Origin of the sequence: Desulfitobacterium sp., from assembly GCF_035539115.1 — a bacterium.
Classification (GTDB): Bacteria; Bacillota; Desulfitobacteriia; order Desulfitobacteriales; family Desulfitobacteriaceae; genus Desulfitobacterium_A.
Genome location: NZ_DATLJA010000090.1, coordinates 1 through 23,949, shown reverse-complemented (window position 1 = coordinate 23,949; position 23,949 = coordinate 1). Strand labels below are relative to the sequence as shown.

General features: G+C 45.3%; 19 protein-coding genes and 1 other annotated feature. Of the genes, 6 read left to right on the top strand and 13 right to left on the bottom strand.

Annotated elements, in window-relative coordinates:
• Nucleotides 1-697 precede the first annotated feature (697 nt).
• The 8 genes from VM640_RS14580 to lonB all read right to left on the bottom strand — a co-directional run bounded on the left by VM640_RS14580 (nt 698) and on the right by lonB (nt 8,870).
• Complete coding sequence (locus tag VM640_RS14580; RefSeq protein ID WP_325393475.1) at nt 698-1,030, bottom strand: type II toxin-antitoxin system RelE/ParE family toxin; 333 nt, start codon at nt 1,028-1,030, stop codon at nt 698-700.
• Nucleotide 1,031: 1 nt separating this feature from the next.
• Nucleotides 1,032-1,277 carry a type II toxin-antitoxin system prevent-host-death family antitoxin gene (locus VM640_RS14575; RefSeq protein WP_325393473.1) on the bottom strand — a complete coding sequence of 82 codons (246 nt, stop codon included), beginning with the start codon at nt 1,275-1,277 and terminating at the stop codon, nt 1,032-1,034.
• Nucleotides 1,278-1,459: 182 nt separating this feature from the next.
• Nucleotides 1,460-2,035 (bottom strand): hypothetical protein, encoded by a 576-nt coding sequence (locus VM640_RS14570; RefSeq protein WP_325393472.1) that lies wholly within the window; start codon nt 2,033-2,035, stop codon nt 1,460-1,462.
• Between the two features lie 67 nt (nt 2,036-2,102).
• On the bottom strand, nt 2,103-2,654 hold the full coding sequence (locus tag VM640_RS14565) for a shikimate kinase (RefSeq protein WP_325393470.1): 552 nt from the start codon (nt 2,652-2,654) through the stop codon (nt 2,103-2,105).
• A 461-nt stretch (nt 2,655-3,115) separates the two neighbouring features.
• Nucleotides 3,116-3,751: a ribosome biogenesis GTP-binding protein YihA/YsxC gene (yihA, locus tag VM640_RS14560; RefSeq protein ID WP_325393468.1), complete on the bottom strand. Its 636-nt coding sequence runs from the start codon at nt 3,749-3,751 to the stop codon at nt 3,116-3,118.
• Nucleotides 3,752-3,863: 112 nt separating this feature from the next.
• Nucleotides 3,864-4,079, bottom strand: coding sequence for a hypothetical protein (locus tag VM640_RS14555; RefSeq protein ID WP_325393466.1), 216 nt, complete (start codon nt 4,077-4,079; stop codon nt 3,864-3,866).
• A gap of 559 nt (nt 4,080-4,638) precedes the next feature.
• Nucleotides 4,639-7,065 (bottom strand): endopeptidase La, encoded by a 2,427-nt coding sequence (lon, locus tag VM640_RS14550; RefSeq protein ID WP_325393464.1) that lies wholly within the window; start codon nt 7,063-7,065, stop codon nt 4,639-4,641.
• A 74-nt stretch (nt 7,066-7,139) separates the two neighbouring features.
• A complete protein-coding gene (gene lonB / locus VM640_RS14545) occupies nt 7,140-8,870 on the bottom strand; it encodes an ATP-dependent protease LonB (RefSeq protein WP_325393462.1) in 1,731 nt (576 codons plus the stop codon).
• A gap of 184 nt (nt 8,871-9,054) precedes the next feature.
• Nucleotides 9,055-9,302, top strand: a binding site (T-box leader).
• A gap of 272 nt (nt 9,303-9,574) precedes the next feature.
• Between lonB and trpC the strand changes: the two genes are divergently transcribed.
• The 5 genes from trpC to VM640_RS14520 all read left to right on the top strand — a co-directional run bounded on the left by trpC (nt 9,575) and on the right by VM640_RS14520 (nt 14,355).
• Entirely contained in the window at nt 9,575-10,387 is an 813-nt protein-coding gene (gene trpC / locus VM640_RS14540) for an indole-3-glycerol phosphate synthase TrpC (protein WP_325393460.1), read from the top strand.
• An 85-nt stretch (nt 10,388-10,472) separates the two neighbouring features.
• Nucleotides 10,473-11,171, top strand: a complete 699-nt coding sequence (locus VM640_RS14535; protein ID WP_325393458.1) for a phosphoribosylanthranilate isomerase — start codon at nt 10,473-10,475, stop codon at nt 11,169-11,171.
• Nucleotides 11,168-12,199: an anthranilate phosphoribosyltransferase gene (gene trpD, locus VM640_RS14530; RefSeq protein WP_325393456.1), complete on the top strand. Its 1,032-nt coding sequence runs from the start codon at nt 11,168-11,170 to the stop codon at nt 12,197-12,199. The genes VM640_RS14535 and trpD overlap by 4 nt, the downstream gene beginning before the upstream one ends.
• Before the next feature lie 61 nt (nt 12,200-12,260).
• The gene (locus tag VM640_RS14525; protein WP_325393454.1) at nt 12,261-13,757 is read left to right on the top strand and encodes an anthranilate synthase component I family protein; all 1,497 of its coding nucleotides are present in this window, start codon (nt 12,261-12,263) and stop codon (nt 13,755-13,757) included.
• Nucleotides 13,741-14,355, top strand: a complete 615-nt coding sequence (locus tag VM640_RS14520; protein ID WP_325393452.1) for an anthranilate synthase component II — start codon at nt 13,741-13,743, stop codon at nt 14,353-14,355. The genes VM640_RS14525 and VM640_RS14520 overlap by 17 nt, the downstream gene beginning before the upstream one ends.
• Nucleotides 14,356-14,449: 94 nt before the next feature.
• Here VM640_RS14520 and clpX read toward each other — a convergent pair whose 3' ends face one another.
• The 3 genes from clpX to VM640_RS14505 form a co-directional block, all read right to left on the bottom strand.
• Nucleotides 14,450-15,715, bottom strand: a complete 1,266-nt coding sequence (gene clpX / locus VM640_RS14515) for an ATP-dependent Clp protease ATP-binding subunit ClpX (protein WP_325393450.1) — start codon at nt 15,713-15,715, stop codon at nt 14,450-14,452.
• Nucleotides 15,716-15,755: 40 nt separating this feature from the next.
• Nucleotides 15,756-17,042, bottom strand: a complete 1,287-nt coding sequence (gene tig, locus VM640_RS14510; protein WP_325393448.1) for a trigger factor — start codon at nt 17,040-17,042, stop codon at nt 15,756-15,758.
• A gap of 378 nt (nt 17,043-17,420) precedes the next feature.
• Nucleotides 17,421-18,581 (bottom strand): MGDG synthase family glycosyltransferase, encoded by a 1,161-nt coding sequence (locus VM640_RS14505; RefSeq protein WP_325393446.1) that lies wholly within the window; start codon nt 18,579-18,581, stop codon nt 17,421-17,423.
• A gap of 162 nt (nt 18,582-18,743) precedes the next feature.
• On the opposite strand from VM640_RS14505, the gene VM640_RS14500 reads away from it, so the two are divergent.
• Nucleotides 18,744-19,667, top strand: coding sequence for a DMT family transporter (locus tag VM640_RS14500; protein WP_325393444.1), 924 nt, complete (start codon nt 18,744-18,746; stop codon nt 19,665-19,667).
• Nucleotides 19,668-19,881: 214 nt separating this feature from the next.
• On the opposite strand, the gene VM640_RS14495 is transcribed toward VM640_RS14500, so the two are convergent.
• Together VM640_RS14495 and nifJ are read right to left on the bottom strand one after the other, a co-directional pair.
• On the bottom strand, nt 19,882-20,055 hold the full coding sequence (locus tag VM640_RS14495; RefSeq protein WP_325393442.1) for a DUF3787 domain-containing protein: 174 nt from the start codon (nt 20,053-20,055) through the stop codon (nt 19,882-19,884).
• 38 nt (nt 20,056-20,093) lie between these two features.
• A complete protein-coding gene (nifJ, locus tag VM640_RS14490) occupies nt 20,094-23,618 on the bottom strand; it encodes a pyruvate:ferredoxin (flavodoxin) oxidoreductase (protein WP_325393440.1) in 3,525 nt (1,174 codons plus the stop codon).
• Nucleotides 23,619-23,949 lie beyond the last annotated feature (331 nt).

The window sequence follows — 23,949 nt, the reverse complement described above, 5'->3', positions numbered from 1 at the left end:
AAACAGAACCCCTTTAGCCCAGTAAAATCAATAGTTCGGAGAGGTCATTTTCCAATTTGGGACTACACTTTCGTTGGCAAACCCTAGAAGCCTTGATATTACTGCGTTTGGAATAAATTGTCGCCAAACTTGGGATATAAAAAGCATTATAAAATGATATATAGCCAGTCTATCATAAACATTTCAAAAACTAAACCCTCGAGGTTTCAAGTCCTTTTGCTTCATTTTTAAGCGATGGCGCTGGGGACGCGGGCTACTTTTTACTTTAATCGTTTTTTAGGGTAACATTCTCCTAAATACACGATGTCATCTATAAAACGGGCAAAAAATCGGGCTGAAAATTGCACTTTTTCGGCCCGATTTTTGACCATTTTTTGCTCCAAAACCACTATATATAGTGGTCCGCCTGCCTCATTTGCCCTCTAAACCACATTTCGTCATCAGAATTATACTCTCAACGTGCCTTGAGGATACAAAAAAGATGCCGCATCAATCTGGTATCCCCTTGGCGGCGGGGTAGTCTTTGAACAAACATTATCTTTTTTTACACTATCAACCCATGCATAGGGTTTGATATGCCTCGATAGTAAAATAGATACATTATCTCATGACATGGAAATGTCTGAATACCTCCTCTGTTTATCTAAATATTAAAATAGTCAGCCTTGCCGCTGACTATTTAGGACAAAATTGAATCCTATTTTTCTTCTTTCTCTGGTAAATCATTAAACAAAACGCGCATATAATCCCGTCTACCATACAAGATTCTAATCACATAAACAACTTCATCTTCATACCTGTAAAATATCAGATAATTGTCACAAACAAGAAATCGATAATCTGTTTGAATGTCAATAATCGCAGATAAAGATGCACCAATACCGGGATACTCCAACAATCCACGAATTCTTTTGGTTATTTTTGTGATCAAATTTACAGCAGCTTGTGGACCAAAAAGCTCCTGGGAAATGTAATTTTTAATTTCCACTAAATCATTTCTGGCTTCAGGTGAAATTTTCAGCTTATTCATTCTAAATCTCCAGCTCTGCTTCCACTTCCTCTATAGCCATCCATCCTTTTTCTTTTCCGGCCTGCTCTCCTTGGGCAAGCTTTGACATCAGCTTTAAAGAAGCCTTTAGTTTTTCATACTCATTTATATCAACAATAGCAAATTTCCCTCTGCCATTTTTGGTTAAAAACACTGGCTGGCCTACGGAAATATCCCGCAATACTTCATTGTAATTTCTCAAATCGGATATGGGTTTAATATTTGGCATATATAACAACTCCTTTTGCATCTGCTGTTGTTATTATTATACCTTTATTATTCGTAAAATACAACAGCAACAATGTAAGCATTAATCGGATAATATTTTTTCATATCGACTTAACTTCTTGAGTGAAGCTGTAACAGCTTCCTTATATTATTATAGGGATTCGCCTTTTCTTTCCTGCTTTTTCAACGTTGTAATAAATTGAATCGTTCTCTCAATTCAATAATCCCCAGCAGTGCACCTTGTTCATAATCGCTATCTGGGTAGAGCGATTTCAGTTCTGCATGTTTTCGCAATAGCAACTCAATGTCTGATTCACTCCCCAGAAAACCAATCAGGATGCAGACTAAAGACAAGGCATATGGAGACCGAATTTCGTCAATCATTTCAACCAGTTTTTCGCAATAATTGGTTTTTGCTTTTTTAATCAATTTAATCGAATGTTCAATGAAAACATCATTCCCCGACGTTTTCAGCTTTTCGATGATCACAGGTAATAACGTCTCTTCTTGTTCCAATATTTTCATATGTAATAAAACATAATTCAAAGGATCGCATTTTCCCCTCATTCTTTTTAAAAGAGCTTCCGGGGAAGACTCGTTTTTTATAGCCTCAGCCTCTTCTTCACCTCTTTTTATCCGGGTTTTTGAAAATTCAACTGCAAGTTCTTCCAATCCGTCATACAGCAGAATACTATATGCGAACTGTTGTGCTGTATTTTCTTTTACGGGATTATCTTTGAAAAACTTTTTGGTCAGCATCTTTTCAAATCCTCTCTATGTCTTTAGAAATTCTGATATCCGTAGAATCAAAGCTTTATGTCATATTTTACATCCGTTTACCTGCCAAAAGCAGTAGATCTCTTAATTCATCTGCTACCTGAAAAGCGTTTTTACCATCAATATTCTTTTGAATTTTTGCCTTTTTGTAGCTTCTTCCAAAATACTCAATGTCCAGGCTTATATCCTTCAAATAGTACTTTTCATTTTCTTTGGTTACTGGCGATTCCATTGGCTTTGAGTAATCATCATAAAATGTAGCCCTTTTCAGTATATTTTTAGCCTTATCCCTTAACGCTATTGTTATGAGACTATCATCCTTTTTAATTATTCTCCAATAGTTATCCATCAGCCCACTTGGCGGCATCGCAAGAACAAAATTATCATTATTTTCTTTGAGTATTTTGCTTAAGACTACACTTACCTTTTCTCTATAGGTACGCTCAAAAGGGTATTCTCTCTTCAAGAAGGTTATGTGACTATTGAAATACTTCTCAACCTCAAAGTCAAAATCAAAGAATTTATAACCAATTTCGTCCGCTAATATCTTGCCTACAGTGGATTTTCCAACACAGGATACACCTACGATAATAATCTTCATCAAATTCACACCTCAAATCAATCACAACATTTGTTAAGCGCCAAGTCACTGTAAATGTTAACATTTAAGCTCTATGTCATCTTTTTTATCTCTTCAAGGGTTACCTTACAATCATCGAAGCTTCAAAAAGACCTGTATGCCTTGATTTGTCAAGGCTTCAGCTACGTTCAACCCTCGTGACACATTCTGTATGCTGCGTATAAGGAAACATATCAATTATTTCATTGGTAAGAATCCAAACGAGGGTTCGACTCCCTCCAGTTTGCCGAAAAAGTCAAATGTCATCTATGAAACTGAGGGACAAAAAATCGAGGGTAAAAACCCCCGAAAAGGTAGATGCCATGCGGTTTTGACCGCATGGCATCTATCTTCACCTAAATTGATGGCGGAGACGGTGGGATTCGAACCTAAGGAGCGGCACATCACCGCTCAAACGATTTCGAATCTAAAAAATAATTTGCTTATTCCTCTACTCTACCCGTCTCTCCCTGAAGTTCTTCTTCCTGAGCTTCATCGTTCAAGATTTCCTCAATGGCTTGATGAAGTTCCTCCACTCCTATTCCACTTTCTGCCGAGTAAGGTAGTATAAAATGCCAATCCGGAAGTTCAAGGGTTTCAGCAATGTCTTTTAAATATTTTGACCATTGCCCCCGGGCGATTTTATCCGACTTCGTCGCCACAACGAGAACCGGAATCCCCCGATTCCGTAAAAAGGCACTCATTTCCTGATCTTCCAGACTCGGTTTATGACGAAAATCAACCACTTGGATAACCGCCCGTAAATTTTCACGTGTGGAGAAATAATCCTCCATCATTTTTCCCCAGCCGGAATGGACTTCTTTCGAAACTTTAGCATAGCCATACCCCGGAAGGTCAACAAAATAAAAGGCATCGTTAATATGATAAAAATTGAGCATTCGCGTTTTTCCAGGGGTATTTCCGGTTCGGGCAAGATTCTTGCGATTCAAGAATTTGTTAATGAGGGATGACTTTCCAACATTAGAACGCCCTGCTAAGGCAATTTCCGGCTCGCTATGGGCCGGATATTGCGTAAGACTAACCGCAGACGTGGTATATTCAGCTTTATGAATAATCATCTTTATCTCCTCTGGAAGCTTGGGGACGGTTCTTTTGCTTCCATTACTTATCTGGTAGACATTCAATTGCTCGGGTCAAGTAGCTCTGGGGTTGTTTGCAAGTGGAATTACATTACAGACGCTCGGACATACGCTCGCAGACCAAGCTAAGGGCATAACTGCTCATGCTAGCAGCAGGATACCCTCCAATTCGCCATCCTTGGCTCAGTGTCGGCGAGTCACGACCTGTCGCCGTTAAGTAACTCTTTGAGCAGGCGGCTTGGGCGAAACCCGATCCTGCGCCGGTAAGCAATTTTCTGAGGCATGCGGCTTGGCCAGAACTCTCCACCGGAGAATTTTGTCACTGGAGGCTTTCGTGTGTGACTCGTCCCGCTAAAGCAAGCGCAGTTTTGCCAAGCTTGGTATCTGCTCGCGTTAAGTCCTCACTTACTGTATTTGTAACTCACTTCGAAGAATAAGAAGGCGAGGCAAGCGCGCACCAAGTGCAACTGGCAATGCCTGACCCGAGCAATAACCCAAAAACACCGCTGTCTAAATGCTTACTAGTACTTCTCTTGGGTTATCCAGCAACTTTGCCCCAGGCGCCGCTTTGGCCTAAGGGAGTAGCTAACCGAACTTAGCGAAGAAGTCGAGCGGAGGCGGGGCTGCGCACACGACGTGCGCAGCTGGCAGTGAGCCAAACAAGTGCGATACTCTCCACTGGAGACTATCGGGATGGCGATTTTGCCAGGTACCCCGCCGCAGCCCAACTTCTGAGCACTAGTTTGGTCTGTGAGCGTCACAAGCGACCGTGGCCAAAGTGGCGCCAACGTTCAGCCCAAACAAAGACCCAAGTAGATACCCCAGACCCACGCTCTGAAGTGGAACGAGGAACCTGTCTCCTCGTTTTAATACGGTTTCGACACCGGCAGCTCCTCGGGTATAGTTTGGGAAACCGGAATCTCAGTTTGTCCCCAAATCGGAGACAAAGTAGTATTCTCTAGATACTTTTCGGATTCAGCCACAGGTAATAAAGCAAGGTTAATCACTTCTTCGATCCGACTGACGAAGTGGAACTCCAAGTCTTTGCGGACGGTATCCGGAACTTCCTCTAAATCTTTACGGTTTTCCTCCGGTAAGAGTATCACTTTAATTCCTGCTCGGTGGGCAGCCAGGACTTTTTCCTTCACCCCACCGATAGGCAAGATATTCCCACGCAGAGTGATTTCTCCCGTCATTGCCAGGTCGGAACGAACCGCGCGTTTAGCCAGCGCTGAAGCCATAGCTGTCACCATGGTAACCCCAGCCGAGGGTCCATCCTTCGGGATCGCGCCTTCCGGAACGTGAATATGCAAATCCACTTTCTCATAGAAATCTTCGGGGATTCCGAGTTGATTGGCATGAGCGCGCACAAAAGTTAAGCCAGCATATGCCGATTCCTTCATTACATCACCGAGTTTTCCCGTCAAGGTTAAATGTCCCTTGCCGGGAACCGGAGTCACCTCGATTGTCAAGATCACTCCCCCCACTTCAGTGTAAGCAAGTCCGGTCGCAGCCCCGATCTCCGGCGCAGGTTCAGCTATTTGGAAATGAAAACGTGGCGCACCCAGCAAGTCTTCCAAATCTTCTTTGCTGATCGCATGCGGCTCCCATTCTTTCTTCACCCAACGCATGGCCACTTTGCGCAAAAGGTTCGCGATTTGCCGTTCTAAATTTCGGACTCCGGATTCCCGTGTATACCCTTGCACCAGCTTAAGCAAAATTTCATCAGGTAAAGTTAGGATCTCGTCCTTTAACCCGTGAATTTTCAGTTGTTTCGGAGCGAGGTACTTCCGGGCAATATTCACTTTTTCATCTTCCGTATACCCGCTAAGCGAAATCACTTCCATCCGATCTAAAAGCGGACGAGGAATCGTATCAAGGGTATTGGCTGTCAAAATGAACAAGGTTTGCGAAAGATCAAACGGAAGCTCCAGATAATGATCAGAAAAACTATTGTTTTGTTCTGGATCCAGCACCTCGAGTAAGGCTGAGGCCGGATCTCCTCGGAAGTCCGAAGTCATTTTATCAATTTCGTCAAGGAGGAAGATTGGATTACGCGTGCCCGCCGTGCGCATTCCTTGGAGAATTCGTCCCGGCAAGGCTCCGATGTAGGTCCTGCGGTGTCCTCGAATTTCGGCTTCATCCCGAATTCCCCCTAAGGACATCCGCACAAACTTACGATCTAGAGCTCGGGCAATGGATTTAGCAAGGGAGGTTTTCCCCACTCCTGGGGGCCCCACAAGGCAGAGAATCGGGCTTTTCATTTTGGGGGTAAGTTTGCGGATCGCTAAAAATTCGAGAATCCGCTCTTTTACTTTTTCGAGACCGTAATGATCTTCATTGAGGATTTTCTCGGCACGGTTTAAATCTGTCTTATCACGGCTCGCTTTACTCCAGGGCAAAGCGAGAATCCAATCTAAATAAGTCCGGACGACGGTGCCTTCCGCTGAGGCTTGGCCCATTTTTTCCAAGCGTTCCATCTCTTTTAAAGCCTTTTCCTCAACTGCTGAGGGAAGCTTAGCTTGAGCGATTTTTTCCCGATACTCGTCCGCTTCCACCTGTCGTTCGTCCTTATCGCCCAGTTCCTTTTGAATCGCTTTCATCTGTTCACGGAGGTAATATTCCTTTTGGGCCTTCTCCATTTGTTTGCGAACACGCAAGCCAATCCGACGTTCCAGTTCAAGGATCTCAATTTCCCTCATAATTATTTCAGTCAAGCGCTCCAAACGTTCGGCGACCCCGAGAGCCTCTAAAATAGACTGTTTATCTGTAATCTTAAGATTCAAATGGGAAGCAATAATATCAGCAAGTCTTCCGGGATCTTCCATTCCAAGTATATTACCTAACGTATCCTGGGGCACTTTTTTGCTGAGCCTTGCATACTCTTCAAACTGATGGTTCACGCCGTGGATTAGGGCTTCGATCTCGGGAGTCACCGAGGATATGTCCTCTTCAACTTCCTCAACCCGCACTTTAAAGTAGGGCTCTTCGGTAATAAACTGAGCGATCCGCCCCCGCTTCATTCCTTCGACCAAAACGCGCATCGTACCGCCGGGAAGTTTGAGCAGTTGTTTTATCTCTGCCACCGTTCCCACCGTGAAAATATCCTCTTCCGTCGGAGAATCGATTTCAGTTTCCTTCTGCGAAGCGAGGAGAATCATCCGATCCTCAAGCATTGCTTGCTCGACAGCTGCCATTGAACGTTCCCGACCAACATCTAAATGAATGACCATATACGGGAAAACTGAAATCCCACGTAACGGTAATAATGGTAATTCTCTCACTTGGCTCATCTAATCCCTCCCACGAAATCAAAAAGCACACTAAATCATAAGACTTAGTGTGCCATCTTCTCTAATGAACTATTCTAACATGATTGACCCCGCTCAGGCAAATTCACGGGCAAAACTGGATTGAGCTCTAAACGAGCCAAAACCTCCTCCAAAGCGGGTTGGATTTCAGGTCTATCCTTGATTGGCTCAGCTAAAAAGGCAGCTTTTAAAACCTCAGATAAGCTTTCCACGGGAATAACCTGGAACCCTTCAGCAAAATTCTTAAACCGGTCCTGCCAATTTTCTTTGGGTATAAACACCCTTCGACACCCCGCTTGATGCGCAGCCTCAATCTTTGCTGCAATTCCCCCCACTGGCTTCACACCACCCCTGATGGAGAGTTCCCCTGTCATCGCCAGAAAATTATCCACACATTGTTTGCGGATCGCGGAGACAACTGCTGTAGCTATCGCAACTCCAGCTGAAGGTCCATCTAAAGGTATCCCCCCAGGGAAGTTAACATGAATATCGTAGTTGCGGGGGTCAATCCCTAACTGGCGACGGATTACGGTCAAAACATTTTCCACAGAACTCCGGGCCATGCTCTTTCTCCGAATTTTCTTAGTCGAACTCCCTTGTTCCTCTTCTTCAACAATTCCCGTCACAAGAAGGACTCCAGTTCCAGAGGATACAGGTTGAGCCGTGACCTCCAATTCTAGAAGCATTCCCATATTCGGTCCATAAATTGCTAAGCCATTGACGACCCCGATTTCCGCTGTGATCGGAACCTTTCGATCCGGTCGTGGGGCATACTGTCCAGAATTAACGACCCACTCCACAGTTGCCGCATTGATTTCAAAGAGCTTATCCGTTTGTGAAATGCCTGCGGCAAGCTGCACAATATTCACTGCTTCCCGACCATTGGTCGCGTAATGCTCAACGACATCGACTGCACCCTCAGTCATCGGGATCTCCATTTTCGCCGCAGCCCCCCGAGCGATTTCTCCAATTTCCTCGGGAAGCAAGGAACGAAAATAAATCTCCATACAACGTGAGCGAATCGCCGGTGGAATTTCCTCAGGACTTCGCGTCGTCGCTCCCACCAACCGGAAATCTGCAGGTAACCCTTTTTGAAAAATATCATGGATATGAGCCGGAATATTCGTATCTTCCGAGCTATAATAGGCGCTCTCCAAAATCACTTTCCGATCCTCCAAAACTTTTAAAAGCTTATTGATTTGAATAGGGTGAAGTTCTCCAATCTCATCAATAAAAAGGATCCCACCGTGAGCTTTTGTTACTGCCCCGGCTTTAGGCTGAGGGATCCCGGCCATTCCCATTGCCCCAGCTCCCTGATAAATCGGGTCATGTACCGAGCCAATTAACGGATCCGCAATCCCTCGCTCATCAAAACGGGCAGTTGCACCATCAATTTCGATGAACTTGGAATGCTCTTTAAACGGCGAAAGAGGATTTTTCTTTGCCTCTTCTAAAACCAGTCGGGCCGCCGCGGTCTTGCCGATTCCAGGAGGTCCATAGATTAGAACATGTTGTGGATTTGGACCACATAGAGATGCTTGTAAAGCTTTAATTCCCTCTTTCTGCCCAACAATATCGACAAAATGTTTTGGACGAGTTTTCTCGGCCAGAGGTGTGGTGAGCTGAATCTTGCGCATTTTTTCTAGTTTCTCCAGTTCTTTGCGCGATTCCCGTTCCACCGATACTTTATTGCTCTGTTGTGTTTTGAGCATCCCCCAAAAATATAACCCAATGACTAAAGTAAAAATGAGCTGCGTAACCATAATAATGCCACTTAATCCACTCATTCGTCTAACCTTCCCTCCTGCAGGCAAATTCTACCTGAAATCTTACTTTTGGTAGTATTGCCCAAGAAAGGAATAAGGAAACTTCTAGATCCAAAAACTTGGAAAAAACCTTATCAGATCCGTTCCTGTAAAAATGTTTTGACATAGGTTACCAGTACGCCTATAATGAGTATCAAATATAGCGCAAGAGCCAATGATGAGAAAGAGTACACCTTATAACGATGTCCTAGAGAGTCAGTGCTGGTGGGAACTGATACAGAGTTTGAGGTGGAATGGGTCTCTGAGGCGCAATCCGAAAGGCATTCTGCTGAGTAGGTGAGCCGGGGGTTTCCCGTTATAGAAACACGGATATCGAGAGCACGAGTTTTTTTCATTCTCTCCGCATCCGGTTGAAGAATTAAGGTGGCACCACAGAAACTTTCTGTCCTTTGCAGGGATAGAAGGTTTTTTTATTTTCTACCCTGACGTTTGTGGTTAATCCTTACCCTCCAACTGCAAAATCTCTAAGCATGAGCTAGGGGCGCGAAGTCGAGAGCATGAAAAAAGCATAAAGTTCTCCGTATCGTAGAGGTACTTTGATTTGTGTCTAATAAACGACTCCAATCGAGGTATAAAATAAGGTGGCACCACAGAAGCTTTCTGTCCTTTTCAGGATGAGAGCTTTTTATTTTGCGAACAAATTACTTACGGGAGGTGGCTAATCCATGAATATCCTAGAACAAATCCTGGTGAAAAAAAGCAAGCGGCTCGAACAACTTCAAGAGGTACTCCCCTTTGACCAACTGGTAGAACGCTGGGAAAACAAACAAACGAAAATCGGCCCACATCTTACCCCATTTTCCTCAGGTAATTTCCTGATACCAGGCACGTTCCACGTTATTGCCGAGGTTAAACGGGCTTCTCCTAGTAAAGGCAGGATTCCCTGGGCTCTCTCCCTGGAAGAAATCCTTTCTCAATATAAACGTGGAGGGGCTTCCGTGGTTTCCGTGCTCACTGAAGAAGACTTTTTCCTCGGAAGCAGCGAGATTTTCCGAACGATCCGACGATTCACTACGCTTCCCCTTCTACGCAAGGACTTTATCTTTACAGAATACCAGGTTTATGAAAGTGCTTTGCTCGGTGCCAATTTCATCCTCCTCATTACCTCGATCCTCGATGAGAAAACACTCAATTCCCTAATCAAACTAGCCGCTCAGCTTGGACTAAAAGCTTTGGTAGAATGCCGTGATGAACAGGAAATAGCCAAGGCACTCCAGGCCGGAGCAACTCTTTTGGGCATTAATAACCGGGACTTAAGAACCTTCGAGATTAACCTTCAGCGCACCGCAGAACTCAGTCGACAGATTCCCAAGGATTGTTTTCTGGTCAGCGAAAGCGGAATTCTTGGACCAAAGGATGCCGCCTTGGTTTCCCACTTCGGAGCTGATGCCATTTTGGTCGGGGAATCCTGTGTTCGCTCCGACCACCCCGGTGACCACATTCGCGCCTTGCTTCAAACCGGACAAGAACAAAAGTGAGCCTGGGGGACCATTTTAAACGAAGAATTAATGTCGCTCAAGTGAATTGTGTTCAAATGAATTACGGTGAAAGGAGGTAGTCCTAATGATTCGCGTAAAAATCTGCGGCATCCGCTCCCTGGAAGAAGCTCACTGGGCCGTGGCAGCCGGTGCCGATGCACTAGGTTTCATCCTTATCCCCACAAGTAAACGGTATGTTAAACCGCAAACGCTTCGTCAAATCACAGCAAGGCTTCCCCCATTTATCAGCAAGGTCGGGGTGTTTTCCGGTGAACCCCCAGATAACGTTACCGAAATCATCCATCAATGCGCCTTGGATACCATCCAACTTCATGGGGGAGAAGCTGCCGAACTCTATCAACAGGTTACAGTCCCCAAAATCAAAGCTTTTGCCGTTGACCCCCTAAATTTTGCGACTGAGTACGACTTGGAAACTCTCCTCGCCGAAAGCTCCCAAGGATTAATCCAAGGCATCCTGCTTGACTCCACTGTCCAAGGACACTCAGGTGGAACCGGGGTCTCCCTTCCTTGGAAAGACACCCGTTTCCAAGCAATCCTTACGCAACTCAAAAAAGTGGGTTCCCCGGTACTGCTTGCTGGCGGACTCAATCCTGAGAATATCCGGGAAGCAATCCGTTTAACCCAACCCTATGGTGTCGACGTCAGCTCAGGCGTCGAACGAAACGGTCATAAAGATAGTGAACTCATTCTTCGGTTTATCGAGTCAGTTAAAGAAAGCAAAACCACCAAAAGTCCACAAAATGAAAGGAGTTTAGAATTATGAGTAACATTCACGAAGCTTTAGACAAGTTAACCCAAAATCAAGATTTACCGGCTGAATTAGCCTCCTCAGTCATTCAGGACCTTCTCGCCGGCGAGTTAACCCCAGCTCAAATCGGCGGCCTGCTTTTTGGTTTAAGGGTCAAAGGCGAAAGTGCCGAGGAAATTGCAGCTTTTGCCAATACCCTCCGTCAGGCCGGTCAACGTATTCAAGCTCCCGAGGGGGCAGTTGATACCTGTGGAACGGGTGGCGATCGAGCGGGAACGTTTAACATTTCCACTACTGCGGCCTTTCTCGTCGCCGGGGCCGGAGTCCCGGTCGCCAAACACGGCGGCCGTTTCGCCTCTGGACAGTGCGGCAGTGCAGATGTTCTTGAATGTCTGGGTATCCCGCTCTCCGCTAACCCAGAGTTAAGTGAACACGTATTAAAAGAAACAGGCATAACCTTTCTCTTCGCCCAGCTTTATCATCCGGCCATGGCCAAGGTCGCCGCCCAACGCCGCGAACTTGGCATCCGCACGATTTTCAATCTACTCGGCCCCTTGCTTAATCCCGCGAACGCACCTTATCAACTTCTGGGAGTCTCCGCTCTCCCTATTTTGCCTAAAATGGCTAAAGCCCTACAACTTCTTGGCATTCGCCGAGCTGTAGTCATGGTTGGAGAAGATGGATTGGATGAAGTAAGCCTTTCGGCTCCTACTCAAGCTATTCTGGTTGATGGCCAGGATTTAACAGAATTTGTGATTACGCCGGAGGAATTCGGCTTCAAACGTTGCTCACTCCACGAGATCCAAGGCGGTACACCCGAAGAAAACGCCCAAATTACCCTAAAAATTCTGCAAGGCGAAAAAGGTCCCAAACGGGATATCGTTCTTCTCAATGCTGGAACGGCCCTTTTTGCAACCCATAAAGTAAAGAGCATCTCGGGAGGAATCGCCCTAGCCACCGAGAGCCTCGATTCAGGTCGTGCTTTAGAAAAACTAGAACAACTCCGCCAATCCCTTCATCCAGAGCTCACTGCCTATAACTAAGATAATCTAGCACCTCTTTAAAACTTATTTCATCATGATGAAGAGAAGGGAAGGATAACCAATGCAGGTTGCTCAAAAAGAATGGACCCTTCAGCCCTACCCCAGCAATCCGGATTGGATTATAGACTTATTTCGTTTGGGCGAAACCTTAGGGGAGAAATGCTTTGCCCTCCTCGAAGGAAAAGAAGGAGATCATCAACGCACTTACCTGGGATTTGGTGAAGGAATCACGCTTTCCCGCCAAACCTTTGACCAAACCGGACTGAAAGCAACGCCAGATCCGCTCACTCACTTGAGATGGTTCCGCCAAACTCATGTCTTGGATCAAGATCTGGAGAGCGGCCTCATCGGCTACTTGGATTTTGAATGGGGTCTGGCTTGGCAAAAGCCTACAGCTAGCTTAGTGACCCCCGACTATTTTTTCAGATTATGCCCGATCAACCTTGTTCTCCTCCCCCTTTCGCAAAAACTCGTTCTCGAGATTTTCTTCAATCACGAAAAGGAGCGCGAACAAACCTTTAAAACCTGGTGCGCTGCGCTTGATCAGTTTCTCGCGAAAATCCGAGTCACTCTTGCTGTTTCTGCTGATTCCCCTGCACCTGCACCTGTTTCTGCATCATCGCCCATTCCAGCTTCCCTCCCTGTTTCTGCTACCTCGCCCGTCCCTCCTCTTCCGTCTAGTTCAGCACCATTGCCCTCCCCAGCGCTCCCTCAAAAGTCAGACCTGACTTGGACCTCTAACCTCAGTCGAGACGATTTTTTACATCGTATCGAACAAATCAAAGCTTATATTTGTGCAGGAGACATTTTTCAGGCTGTTCCGTCACAACGTTTCATTAAAAATATCCAGCTTAATCCCTGGGACGCTTATCAAAAACTTCGGATTTTAAATCCTTCGCCCTACCTCTTTTGTCTCTTCGCTGACCAACAAACCTTGGTCGGAAGTTCCCCTGAACTTTTGCTTTCCTCGATAGGTTCATTGATCCAAACTCGGCCGATTGCCGGGACAAGACCACGTGGAAGAAGTCTCGAAGAAGACTGTGCCCTGGAACAGGAGTTGCTCCAAGATCCCAAAGAGATAGCTGAACATGCCATGCTCGTTGACCTCGGGCGCAACGACCTCGGTAGAGTCTCCCAATACGGAACTGTAAGCGTAAACGAGTATGCCAAAATCCAACGTTTTTCCCATGTCATGCATCTTGTCTCCACTGTCGAGGGACACCTTGATCCGAGCTATGATTCTCTGGATGCTCTCAAAGCGGTTTTCCCGGCTGGAACATTAAGTGGAGCTCCCAAAGTTAGAGCGCTAGAAATTCTCCAGGAACTCGAACCGGATCCCCGAGGAGCCTATGGCGGAGCGCTCGGACTTATGCGCTGGAACGGCGATCTGGATTTCTGCATCACGATCCGAACCTTAGTAATCAAAGGCCAGCAAGTCGAAATTCAAGCCGGAGCTGGCATTGTCTTTGACTCGATACCCGAGCGGGAATTTGAAGAGACCGTACATAAAGCGCAGGCTCTTCTCAAGGTGGTGGACGACTGTGTTAGCGGTCCTTGATAATTATGATTCATTTACCTATAACCTAGTACAAATCTTTGGTGACCTTGGGGAACCACTCCGAGTCTATCGGAACGATGACTGTGATGCTGCCGAGTTTCTTAACTCTAAGCCCGACGGTGTGATCATTTCCCCAGGACCCTGTACCCCATCCGAAGCGGGGATCTCCCTTGAAGTTGTCCGCCAACTCGCAGCTCGAGCAGACAAGGGAGAAAGGATTCCGATCTTGGGGGTCTGTCTTGGACACCAGGCCCTAGCTTACGCCTATGGTTCGCCAATCACCCGAGCACCGGAAATTGTTCATGGCAAACAGTCCTTAATTTTTCATGACGAGAATGTACTTTTCGCTGGGTTGGAACAAGGTTTTCCTGCGGGCAGATATCATTCTCTGGTCGTGGATCCGCTCCATCTAAACCCTGTCTTGAGCGTAACGGCTTGGACTGACAATGGCCTCATCATGGGAATTAAGCATCAAACCTATCCTTTTTACGGTCTACAATTTCATCCAGAAAGCATTTTAACCCCAGGCGGAAGAAAAATTCTAGGTGCTTTTTTGAACATCGTAAATCGTAAGGCAAAGGAAGGTATGAAAGGCTGAAGAGGGCTAAAAATGGGCGAACAAAAAGCTGCTAACCAATCGGTTAACAGCCTTTTTTTGTTTTATTCTTTAATACTACTTCAGCAATGCTTACTCAGGCAGTCTCTTCCTTTTTACCCTTTTTTCCTTTTTCCGCAGTTACCAGGAATGGCTCTTCCTTCTTCAAGATGACATCCTTGGTCACTACACACTTAGTCACATCCGTGCGGGACGGGAGATCATACATTACATTGAGCATGATCTCTTCCACAATAGCACGCAGACCACGGGCTCCAGTATTACGCCGGATCGCTTCTTCAGCGATCGCTGCGAGCGCCTCCTCTTTGAACTCTAAGGAAACCCCATCGAGCTCAAGAAGCTTCTCATACTGCTTAACCAAGGCATTCTTGGGCTCAGTCAGAATTTTCACGAGCGCATCCTCATCCAAAGCATCCAGAGTCACAATCACGGGTAAACGTCCCACGAATTCCGGAATCAAGCCGAACTTCAAAAGATCAGAAGGAAGAATCTCTTTTAAAGTTGCTCCGATATTCAAGTCGCTTTTCTTTTGAATATCAGCCCCAAAACCCATGACTTTCTTACCAATCCGACTTTGAATGAGTTTCTCAATCCCGTCGAAGGCCCCACCCACAATGAACAAAATGTTCGTCGTGTCAAGTTGAATAAATTCTTGATGGGGATGTTTTCGTCCACCCTGCGGAGGAACACTCGCCACCGTCCCTTCAAGAATCTTCAGAAGGGCTTGTTGGACCCCTTCTCCAGAAACGTCACGAGTAATCGAGGGATTTTCTGATTTACGAGCAATCTTATCGATTTCATCGATATAGACAATCCCTTTTTCGGCTTTCTCGACATCATAATCGGCAGCCTGAATCAGTTTTAATAGGATATTTTCGACATCCTCACCAACATATCCGGCTTCCGTCAAGGATGTCGCATCCGCAATCGCAAAGGGAACATTCAAAACTTTGGCCAGAGTGGAGGCTAACAAGGTTTTACCTGATCCAGTCGGTCCCATCATAATAATATTGGATTTTTGAAGTTCGACATCGTCAATCTTCATCCCTAAGTTAATCCGCTTATAGTGGTTATAAACGGCAACGGAAAGAGCCTTTTTCGCTCCATCTTGACCAATAACATATTGATCAAGAATTGCGCGAATTTCCTTGGGTTTCGGAATATCTCCGATCTCGACTCCCAAGTCTTCATTAAGTTCTTCCTCAATGATTTCATTACAAAGCTCAATACACTCATCACAAATATAAACACCGGGACCAGCAACTAGCTTTTTGACTTGATCTTGAGTTTTCCCACAAAATGAGCACTTGAGTTGGTTTTTCTCGTCGTTGTACTTTGCCATCCTCTCACCTCTCTACCGCAGAATTCCCCTTAAATATAGGTTACGCGTTTTGCTCAACGAGGAAATTGACGGTTTTCTCAGAGATTAAGCTCTGACCGTACATTTTGAGTTCCCCACGAGCAATAAGGGCCTGCTTTAAGTCGTCAGCTTGGGTTTGATAACTTTTGGCGAGTTTTTCTAACTCTTCGTTTACTTCTTCCTCAGAGACTTCAATTCCTTCTACTTTGCCAATCGCTTCTAAAACAAGTTCAGTTTTGACATTTTCACTGGCTTGGGGACGGAATTTCTCTCTCATTTCTTGCTCAGAGGTTCCAAGAAAATGGAAATAAGTCTCCAAATCCAATCCTTGATGCGAAAGATTTTGTTCCAGATCCCTAACCATGCTATCAATTCTAACATTGATCATCGCTTCAGGAATCTCAACACTTGCATTTTCAACGGTCTTCGCGACAACAGCATTACGGTACTCGTTCTCAGCGTTTTGCTCTGCCGCTTTCATCAGTTTGTCTCTAACATCAGCTTTCAATTCATCCAGCGTCTCAAAATCACTAACATCTTTGACAAACTCATCATCGATAGCCGCAAGTTCTTTCCTTTTTATCTTATGCACCGTTACTTTAAACAAAGCATCTTTTCCTTTAAGATCTGCAACATGATATTCTTCGGGGAAGGTTACGTTTACGTCGACCTCTTGTCCGAGTGTTACGCCAATCAATTGATCCTCAAAGCCAGGAATGAATGATGCTGAGCCTACAGTTAACTCATAACCTTCAGCTGTGCCCCCTTCGAAAGGAACTCCATCCACCGACCCTGCAAAGTCAATCGTGACGGCATCGTTATTTTCAACTGTGCCCTCTTCCTCAAGGGTCAGAACTTTTGCATATTGCTCCTGTTTACGCTTGAGATCTGCTTCTACGTCCTCATCGGTTATCATAGCCGCGGTTTTCTCAATATTTAGGCCTTTATAATCCCCAAGCTCAACTTCCGGTTTAACCGTGACTTTCGCTTTGAAGACAAGGTCTTTTCCCTCTTCCATTTGGACGAGATCAACCTCTGGACGGTCAACAGGCTCAATCGCTGTCTCGTTCACCGCTTTAGTATAAGCCGGTCCGATCACATCATCTACAGCTTCATTATATAGCGTCTGGGTTCCCACATAACGCTCAACCATCGACCGTGGGGCTTTCCCTTTACGAAACCCTGGGACATTGACTTTTTTAGCTAGCGCTTTTGCTGTTTTGTCCACTGCAGCACTGAATTCTTGTGAGTCAACGGTGATTTCAAGTTCAACCGTGTTCTTCTCTATTTTCTCCATCTTGACTGACATTAATGCTCCCCCTTAAAACTTCCTTAAAAATATATGTAAGCCGCCTTTGTCCGGTGTCCGACGAAGTACAGTTACATCAGGCATATTTCGATGTGGGTTTCTTGAATCCTTGCTGCTCTCCATAGTCTATCCGGAATTCTCGAGGAACAAACTTGACATTTTTCGTCAAAATCAACCTCATTACATTGTGAAAAGCAACTTTTATAGACAATTTTACTTGCTCATTCTACCAAACAACCTCGTTAAAATCAAGCGATTACGCGCGATAGACAAGTTTTAGGCGTGATTTCGGTTCTTTCATTCCAATTTCAAATAACGGCCAAAATGAAGGAAATGCTGTTTAAATACGAATTAAGTGCTTCATTAATTAACCCCATTTTAAGAAATATTCTCTTGATCTGCTGAAGAAATATCTTGATGGATAAGTTCAAAAATATAGTTTGTCGCTTTCTCAGCCGCTTTACCCGGCAGGGCCGTCGCTGCAGCTCTGCGCATTTGCTCTAACTCTTGAGGATGAATCAGAAGACGATGCACCGTCTTCTCCAGTTCTTCCTCATTCGCCACGGCTATTCCCGCACCGACCCGTTGGACGAAATGGGCATTTTCTTCTTCCTGCCCGGGAATCGGCTTATAAATCAACATAGGAAGATGTCGAGTCAAGGCTTCTGACACCGTCAGGCCACCCGCCTTGGTAATAATCATATCTGACACCGCCATCAAATCCTCAACATTATGAACAAAACCAAACCGATGCATGGGATTTTTAGCCTCAGCGACAATTCCATCCAGTGACTTATAAAGTTTTTCGTCCCGTCCGCAAACGACCAGAGACTGAACCGGCATCTCTGACTCCGCTAAAATCCGGCACACTTTTTTCGCACCACCTAGAACACCATAGGCCCCACCCATGATTAAAAAAACCGGGTGATCAGAATCAAGATGAAGCCGTTCGCAGATTTCAGGACGATCTAGTGGTTGTTCGAAGCGGGGACTCACCGGAATACCCGTAATGTGTATGCGCTGCGGCTCAATTCCTCGAGTCACTAAACCCTCAGAGACATCTTTATTACCAACGAAGTAGAGGTCAACTCCAGGATGAATCCATTGGTTATGCACTGCATAATCTGTCACTACCGCAACGACTGGGACGTGTAACACTCCCCGCAAACGAAGTTGTGCTAAAACGCCGGCAATTACAGGATAGGTACAAATAATCACATCCGGCCGAAGCTCCTCAATATAGTTTAGAAATTCGCTTCGTCCAATCACATTCAAGAATTTCTGCAGAACTGAATCGGGTGGAATCTTGGCTGTTCGGTAGTAAAATTTCCCCCATAACCGGGGACTGTGCTTAATGACTTCAATATAAGTATTCTTGATGACTTTATTCAACGTCTTACTTAAGAAAGCCATAGAATCAACGTGGGTAATTTCAGCGGAAGGAGTTTTCGTCCGTATCGCTTCGATGAGCGCCTCGGCAGCGCGCACATGACCTGCCCCATAAGTTGCCGAAAAGACGATAATTCGTAAATTGCCCACTGAGAAATCCTCCTTTTGTTTCCTTACCTGCAAAAATGAAGACACTTCCTTTACATTTTAACCCTAAATAAGGAAATATCAAACTTAAGAAAAACGTTTTTCTTCTTTCTATGCTAAAATGATAAAATATCTATAGATCCAACATGAAGGAAGGTCCACCCTATGCCCAACCAAACAACTCGCTTGAAATCTCTAGACATCGTACTCTGGACCGTCGTACTCTTTTGGGGAACAAATTACGTTATTGGGAAATGGGGTATGCTCGGATTTGATCCAGTCACCTTCAATCTTCTCCGTTTTCTTGGAGCGACTCCTGTTCTTTTCCTTCTCCTTTATTGTTTCGAAAGAGATTTAACAGTCCGTCTCAAACATCTACCAGAACTTGCTTTCGTCGGACTCGTTGGCATAACAATTTATCAAACCCTCTTCATGTCTGCTGTCAAATATGCAACGGCAACGAATGCTTCGCTCTTGCTCGCCGCTTCTCCAGTATTCACTGCCCTCTGTGCTAGCTTACTCGGTCAAGAACAGATCGGACGCCGGGGCTGGTTTGGGAGCATTATGGCCTTATCTGGAGTAGTCCTCGTACTCTTGTTTGGCACGAGCAAATTAAGCTTTAGCATGAGCATTCTCAAAGGAAATCTCATCGGCATACTGGCTTCTTTTGTTTGGGGCATTTATCCCATTATATCGCATCGTTCACTTCAAAAATACTCCGCACTTAAAACTCTTGCTTATTCCGCATTATTTGGCACGATCTTCTATCTTTTCATCGGTATAAATGGACTCTTTCAGGTCTCCTGGTCTAATATTCCTCTAGTTTCTTACGGCTCTCTTCTGTTCTCGATTGGGCCCGTTACTGCCTTCGGGCTCGTTGCCTGGAATTATGGATTTAGTAAAGTTGGAGCCAACCGGGTCATGGTGTACATGTATACCATCCCTATTGTCGCCGTAGCCAGCGCTGCCCTGATCCTGCGAGAACGCATGCACCTCCTGCAAATCCTCGGAGCAGTTATTATCTTTGTGGGAATTTATTTCGTCCGTATAGATAAAGAAAACCCGGCTTTCGCCGAGCTTCAGCGATAAAGAAAACTTGGCTAGCACCAAGCCCTAGCGAAGGTGGTAGCCCTAGTTGCCTTATCCTGCCGAACTTAACCGCATTCATCGTAGGAAAGCGAAACCGCTGGTTGCACTTATGCTATCTGCCCAAAACTTATACTTTCTGTTAGTATAAAGAAAACTTGCCTCAGGCGTAAAGACAAAGAGAGCGGGAATTTTGATCCCGCTCTCTTTTCATTTATTAGGATAAAGAATTCGTATCTACCCATTCCTTAGCTTCGATAACAGACTCCTCACTAGGAATGGGGACATTGGATTCGGGCTTCGTGCTTTCAATATGTCCGCGCCAAGCTGCCGTATCATGCCTTTCAATCGGATTTGCTAAGAATTTTTCTTTGGACTTATTTTCAGTCATAACACATTCCTCCTATGGCTAACCTATTATTTCGTTCATCAATACTGCATGTCTGCAAAACGTTTTAAGGTCTGATATTTTTCATGAGCGTGCTTTTCGGCCAAAGCAAACAGTTCATCCGCGGCCTCAGGAAACACTGTTTTAAGTGAGGCGTAACGAATTTCACCCTTGAGGAAATCTTGGAAGGAGCCTGTTGGCGCTTTGGAGTCAAGGATAAACGGATTCTTACCTTGCTCTTTAAGCCGAGGATCATGGCGCCAGAGATGCCAGTACCCTGCATCGACCGCTTTCTTCATCTCATTAATGCTTGTTCCCATACCTGACTTAATCCCGTGGTTTATGCAGGATGCGTAGGCAACAATTAGGGACGGTCCCTTATAACTTTCCGCTTCGGCAATCGCTTTAATGGTTTGATTCATATTAGCCCCCATCGCGATTTGGGCAACATAAACGTAACCGTAGGTTGTGGCGATAAGCCCGAGATCCTTTTTACGAATCTTCTTTCCACCAGCAGCAAATTTAGCGATAGCCGCAGTTTGGGTTGCTTTCGAGGACTGTCCACCCGTGTTCGAGTAAACCTCTGTATCCACAATGAAGATGTTGACGTCATCCCCGCTCGCAATAACATGATCTAGCCCATTATAGCCGATATCATAAGCAAAACCATCGCCCCCGAAAATCCAAACTGAGGGCTTAATGAGGTAATCTTTTCTATCCATGATTTGTGAAAAAATCGGGTTGCCTGAGACATTTTCTTTTTTCAACTCTTCCAGTACTCGAGCCGAGGCTTTCTTCGACCCTTCTCCATCATCCATATTATCAAGCCATTCCTGGAAGACTGGTTTGAGATTCTCGCTAAGTGAGCTTTCCAACCCCTGGCGCATCAAATCAGCAATTTTGGCTCGAATTTGCTTAGATCCTATATACATGCCATAACCGAATTCGGAATTATCCTCGAACAACGGGTTCATCCAAGCCGGTCCTTTGCCGTCGGCATTCGTAGTATACGGGATCGAGGGGGAACTGCCGCCCCAGATTGAAGAACAGCCTGTAGCATTGGCGATCAACATGCGATCCCCAAACAATTGAGTGAGGAGCTTGGCGTACGGAGTCTCCCCACAACCGGGACAAGCTCCGTTGAACTCGAGGAGCGGTCGAGCAAACTGGCTACCGATAAGCGTCTTCACGTCCAGTAAATCGCTTTTCTCGGTAACCTTCATCGCGAATTCCCAGTTTTCCGATTCCATCTCGATTTCATGATCTGCAGGCTTCATCACAAGTGCTTTACCCGGTGCTGGGCAAATATCCGCACAGTTGGCGCACCCGGTGCAATCGAGCGGAGCAACTTGAATCCGGTAATGGTAACCTTCCAACTTCTTACTATTTGGCTTCTTCGTTTTAAAGGTGTCCGGGGCTTTCGTGAGTTCGCCTTCATCTAGAAGGAAGGGGCGAATCGTCGCATGCGGGCAAACATAGGAGCATTGATTACATTGAATGCATTTATCGATTTGCCATTCGGGAAGATAGACTGCAATCCCCCGTTTCTCGTACGCTGTTGTACCGAGCGGATGTGTTCCATCCTCCATCCCTACAAAAGCACTCGTCGGCAGGTCATCTCCGTCGTGACGAGCCATCGGGCGTTGGATATTTTTAATAAAGTCAGGCTCTTCCTTGATCATCATCGCCTCATCTTTAATCTCAGCCCAGGAAGCAGGTACCTCGACTTTATATAAAGCTTCAGTCCCTTTATCCACAGCCTTTTGGTTCATCTCGACAATGTTGGAACCTTTTTTGCCATAAACCTTCTGAATCGAATCCTTCAGGTACTGGATAGCCTCTTCGACGGGGATAACGTTCGCTAATTTAAAGAAAGCGGCTTGCATGACCATGTTAATCCTGCCGCCGAGCCCAATTTCTCCGGCAATGGTGATCGCGTCAATGATATAGAAATTGATATTGTTTTTGGCAAGATAACGTTTGAATAAAGCGGGCAGATGATCTTCCACTTCTTCTGGTTTCCAGGGACAGTTCAGGACAAACGTGCCATTCTTTTTTAGCCCTTTCAAAAGGTCGTAATTATAAAGGAATGACCGGTTATGACAGGCAATGTAGTCAGCATCAACCACAAAATAAGAGGATTTGATCGGCTTCTTACCGAAGCGCAAATGAGAAATCGTGGTCCCGCCAGACTTTTTGCTGTCATATTCAAAATACCCTTGAACATTGAGGTCCGTGTTGTCTCCGATGATTTTGATCGCGCTTTTATTCGCCCCGACCGTACCATCAGAACCAAGTCCCCAGAACTTACAACTAATCGTACCCTCTGGCGTGGTATCTATCGTTTCTTTAATCGATAAAGAGGTATGGCTGACATCGTCTACTATCCCGATCGTAAACCGATCCTTGGGTTGATCTTGTTTCAGGTTTTCATACACTGCAAAGATCTGGGAGGGAGTGGTATCTTTAGACCCCAGTCCATAGCGTCCTCCTACGATAATCGGCCTCGTCGTTTCATGGTTAAACATCTGCACAATATCGAGGTAGAGTGGTTCGCCCGTTGAGCCAGGTTCCTTTGTTCGATCAAGAACCGCGATTTTCTTCACCGATTTAGGAAAAACGTCAAAGAAGTATTTTTTTGAAAATGGACGATAAAGATGGACTTTAAGCAGCCCAATTTTCTCTCCTTTTGTCCGAAGGTAATCGATCGTCTCTTCTGTCGTGTTGCAAACCGAACCCATAGCTATAATAATATTTTCGGCCTCGGGATCCCCATAGTACTCGAAAGGATGATATTCGCGCCCGCTGATTTTCTTAAATTCCTGGAAATAGTTCTCGACAATATCCGGCACAGCTTCAATGAAGGGGTTAGAAACCTCACGTCCTTGGAAATAAATGTCGGGATTCTCCGCACTCCCTCGTAAAACGGGGTGTTCGGGATTAAGAGCGCGGTTTCTAAATTCCTGAATGGCTTGATAATCTACGAGTTTAGATATCTCCTCATAAGGTGTAACTTCAATCTTCTGAATTTCATGGGATGTTCTAAATCCATCAAAGAAATGTAAGAACGGTACTCTGGATTTAATCGCCGAAAGATGAGCGATAAAACCAAGATCCATAGCTTCTTGAACATCATTAGAACAGAGCATTGTAAAGCCAGTTTGGCGACATGCATTGATATCCTGGTGATCTCCAAAAATAGACAGTGCCTGCGTCGCTAGGGCACGCGCACTGACATGAAAAACTGCTGGTACCAGATTACCTGCCATCTTATACATTTCTGGAATCATCAATAACAACCCTTGAGAAGCCGTATAAGTCGTCGTGAGAGCCCCCGCCTGAAGTGAACCATGGACCGCTCCAGCAGCACCACCTTCAGATTGCATCTCTACCACTCTTACCGGTTGGTCAAACAAGTTTTTCTTCCCATGAGCCGCCCATTCATCAATCCCTTCGGCCATCGGAGATGAGGGTGTAATCGGGAAGATAGCTGCAACCTCAGTCAGCGCATACGATGCCTCAGCTGCAGCCTGGTTAGCATCCATCGTTTTCATCTTTTTCGCCACACTAGAGAACCCCCTTCGAATACAAGGATAATTTTCCTACTTAGTATTCGAAATTAGCGGACTCTCATACATGAAAATCAGTTTTTGTTAAATCAGTTTTTGTTTCATTTATTCTGATAAAGTATTTCTCATCGGAACGCGATGAGAATAAAGGCCGCTTCCAGCGCATCCAGATAGTTACAAACTGTCTTTTTAGGACGTAAAGGCAAGAATCCTCCCCATTTCAATGGGGAGATGAATTGTCCCTCGTACTATGTGTATGGTTGATATTCCTGTTGATAATAGTATTTATCGGGTATTTATGCTATACTATATACATGAGAAAAGATAA

Coding starts and splice junctions, on each gene's coding strand:
- VM640_RS14580 (WP_325393475.1), bottom strand. CDS start 1,030: ATGAATAAGCTGAAAATTTCACCTGAAGCCAGAAATGATTTAGTGGAA.
- VM640_RS14575 (WP_325393473.1), bottom strand. CDS start 1,277: ATGCCAAATATTAAACCCATATCCGATTTGAGAAATTACAATGAAGTA.
- VM640_RS14570 (WP_325393472.1), bottom strand. CDS start 2,035: ATGCTGACCAAAAAGTTTTTCAAAGATAATCCCGTAAAAGAAAATACA.
- VM640_RS14565 (WP_325393470.1), bottom strand. CDS start 2,654: ATGAAGATTATTATCGTAGGTGTATCCTGTGTTGGAAAATCCACTGTA.
- yihA (WP_325393468.1), bottom strand. CDS start 3,751: ATGATTATTCATAAAGCTGAATATACCACGTCTGCGGTTAGTCTTACG.
- lon (WP_325393464.1), bottom strand. CDS start 7,065: ATGAGCCAAGTGAGAGAATTACCATTATTACCGTTACGTGGGATTTCA.
- lonB (WP_325393462.1), bottom strand. CDS start 8,870: ATGAGTGGATTAAGTGGCATTATTATGGTTACGCAGCTCATTTTTACT.
- trpC (WP_325393460.1), top strand. CDS start 9,575: ATGAATATCCTAGAACAAATCCTGGTGAAAAAAAGCAAGCGGCTCGAA.
- VM640_RS14535 (WP_325393458.1), top strand. CDS start 10,473: ATGATTCGCGTAAAAATCTGCGGCATCCGCTCCCTGGAAGAAGCTCAC.
- trpD (WP_325393456.1), top strand. CDS start 11,168: ATGAGTAACATTCACGAAGCTTTAGACAAGTTAACCCAAAATCAAGAT.
- VM640_RS14525 (WP_325393454.1), top strand. CDS start 12,261: ATGCAGGTTGCTCAAAAAGAATGGACCCTTCAGCCCTACCCCAGCAAT.
- clpX (WP_325393450.1), bottom strand. CDS start 15,715: ATGGCAAAGTACAACGACGAGAAAAACCAACTCAAGTGCTCATTTTGT.
- tig (WP_325393448.1), bottom strand. CDS start 17,042: ATGTCAGTCAAGATGGAGAAAATAGAGAAGAACACGGTTGAACTTGAA.
- VM640_RS14500 (WP_325393444.1), top strand. CDS start 18,744: ATGCCCAACCAAACAACTCGCTTGAAATCTCTAGACATCGTACTCTGG.
- VM640_RS14495 (WP_325393442.1), bottom strand. CDS start 20,055: ATGACTGAAAATAAGTCCAAAGAAAAATTCTTAGCAAATCCGATTGAA.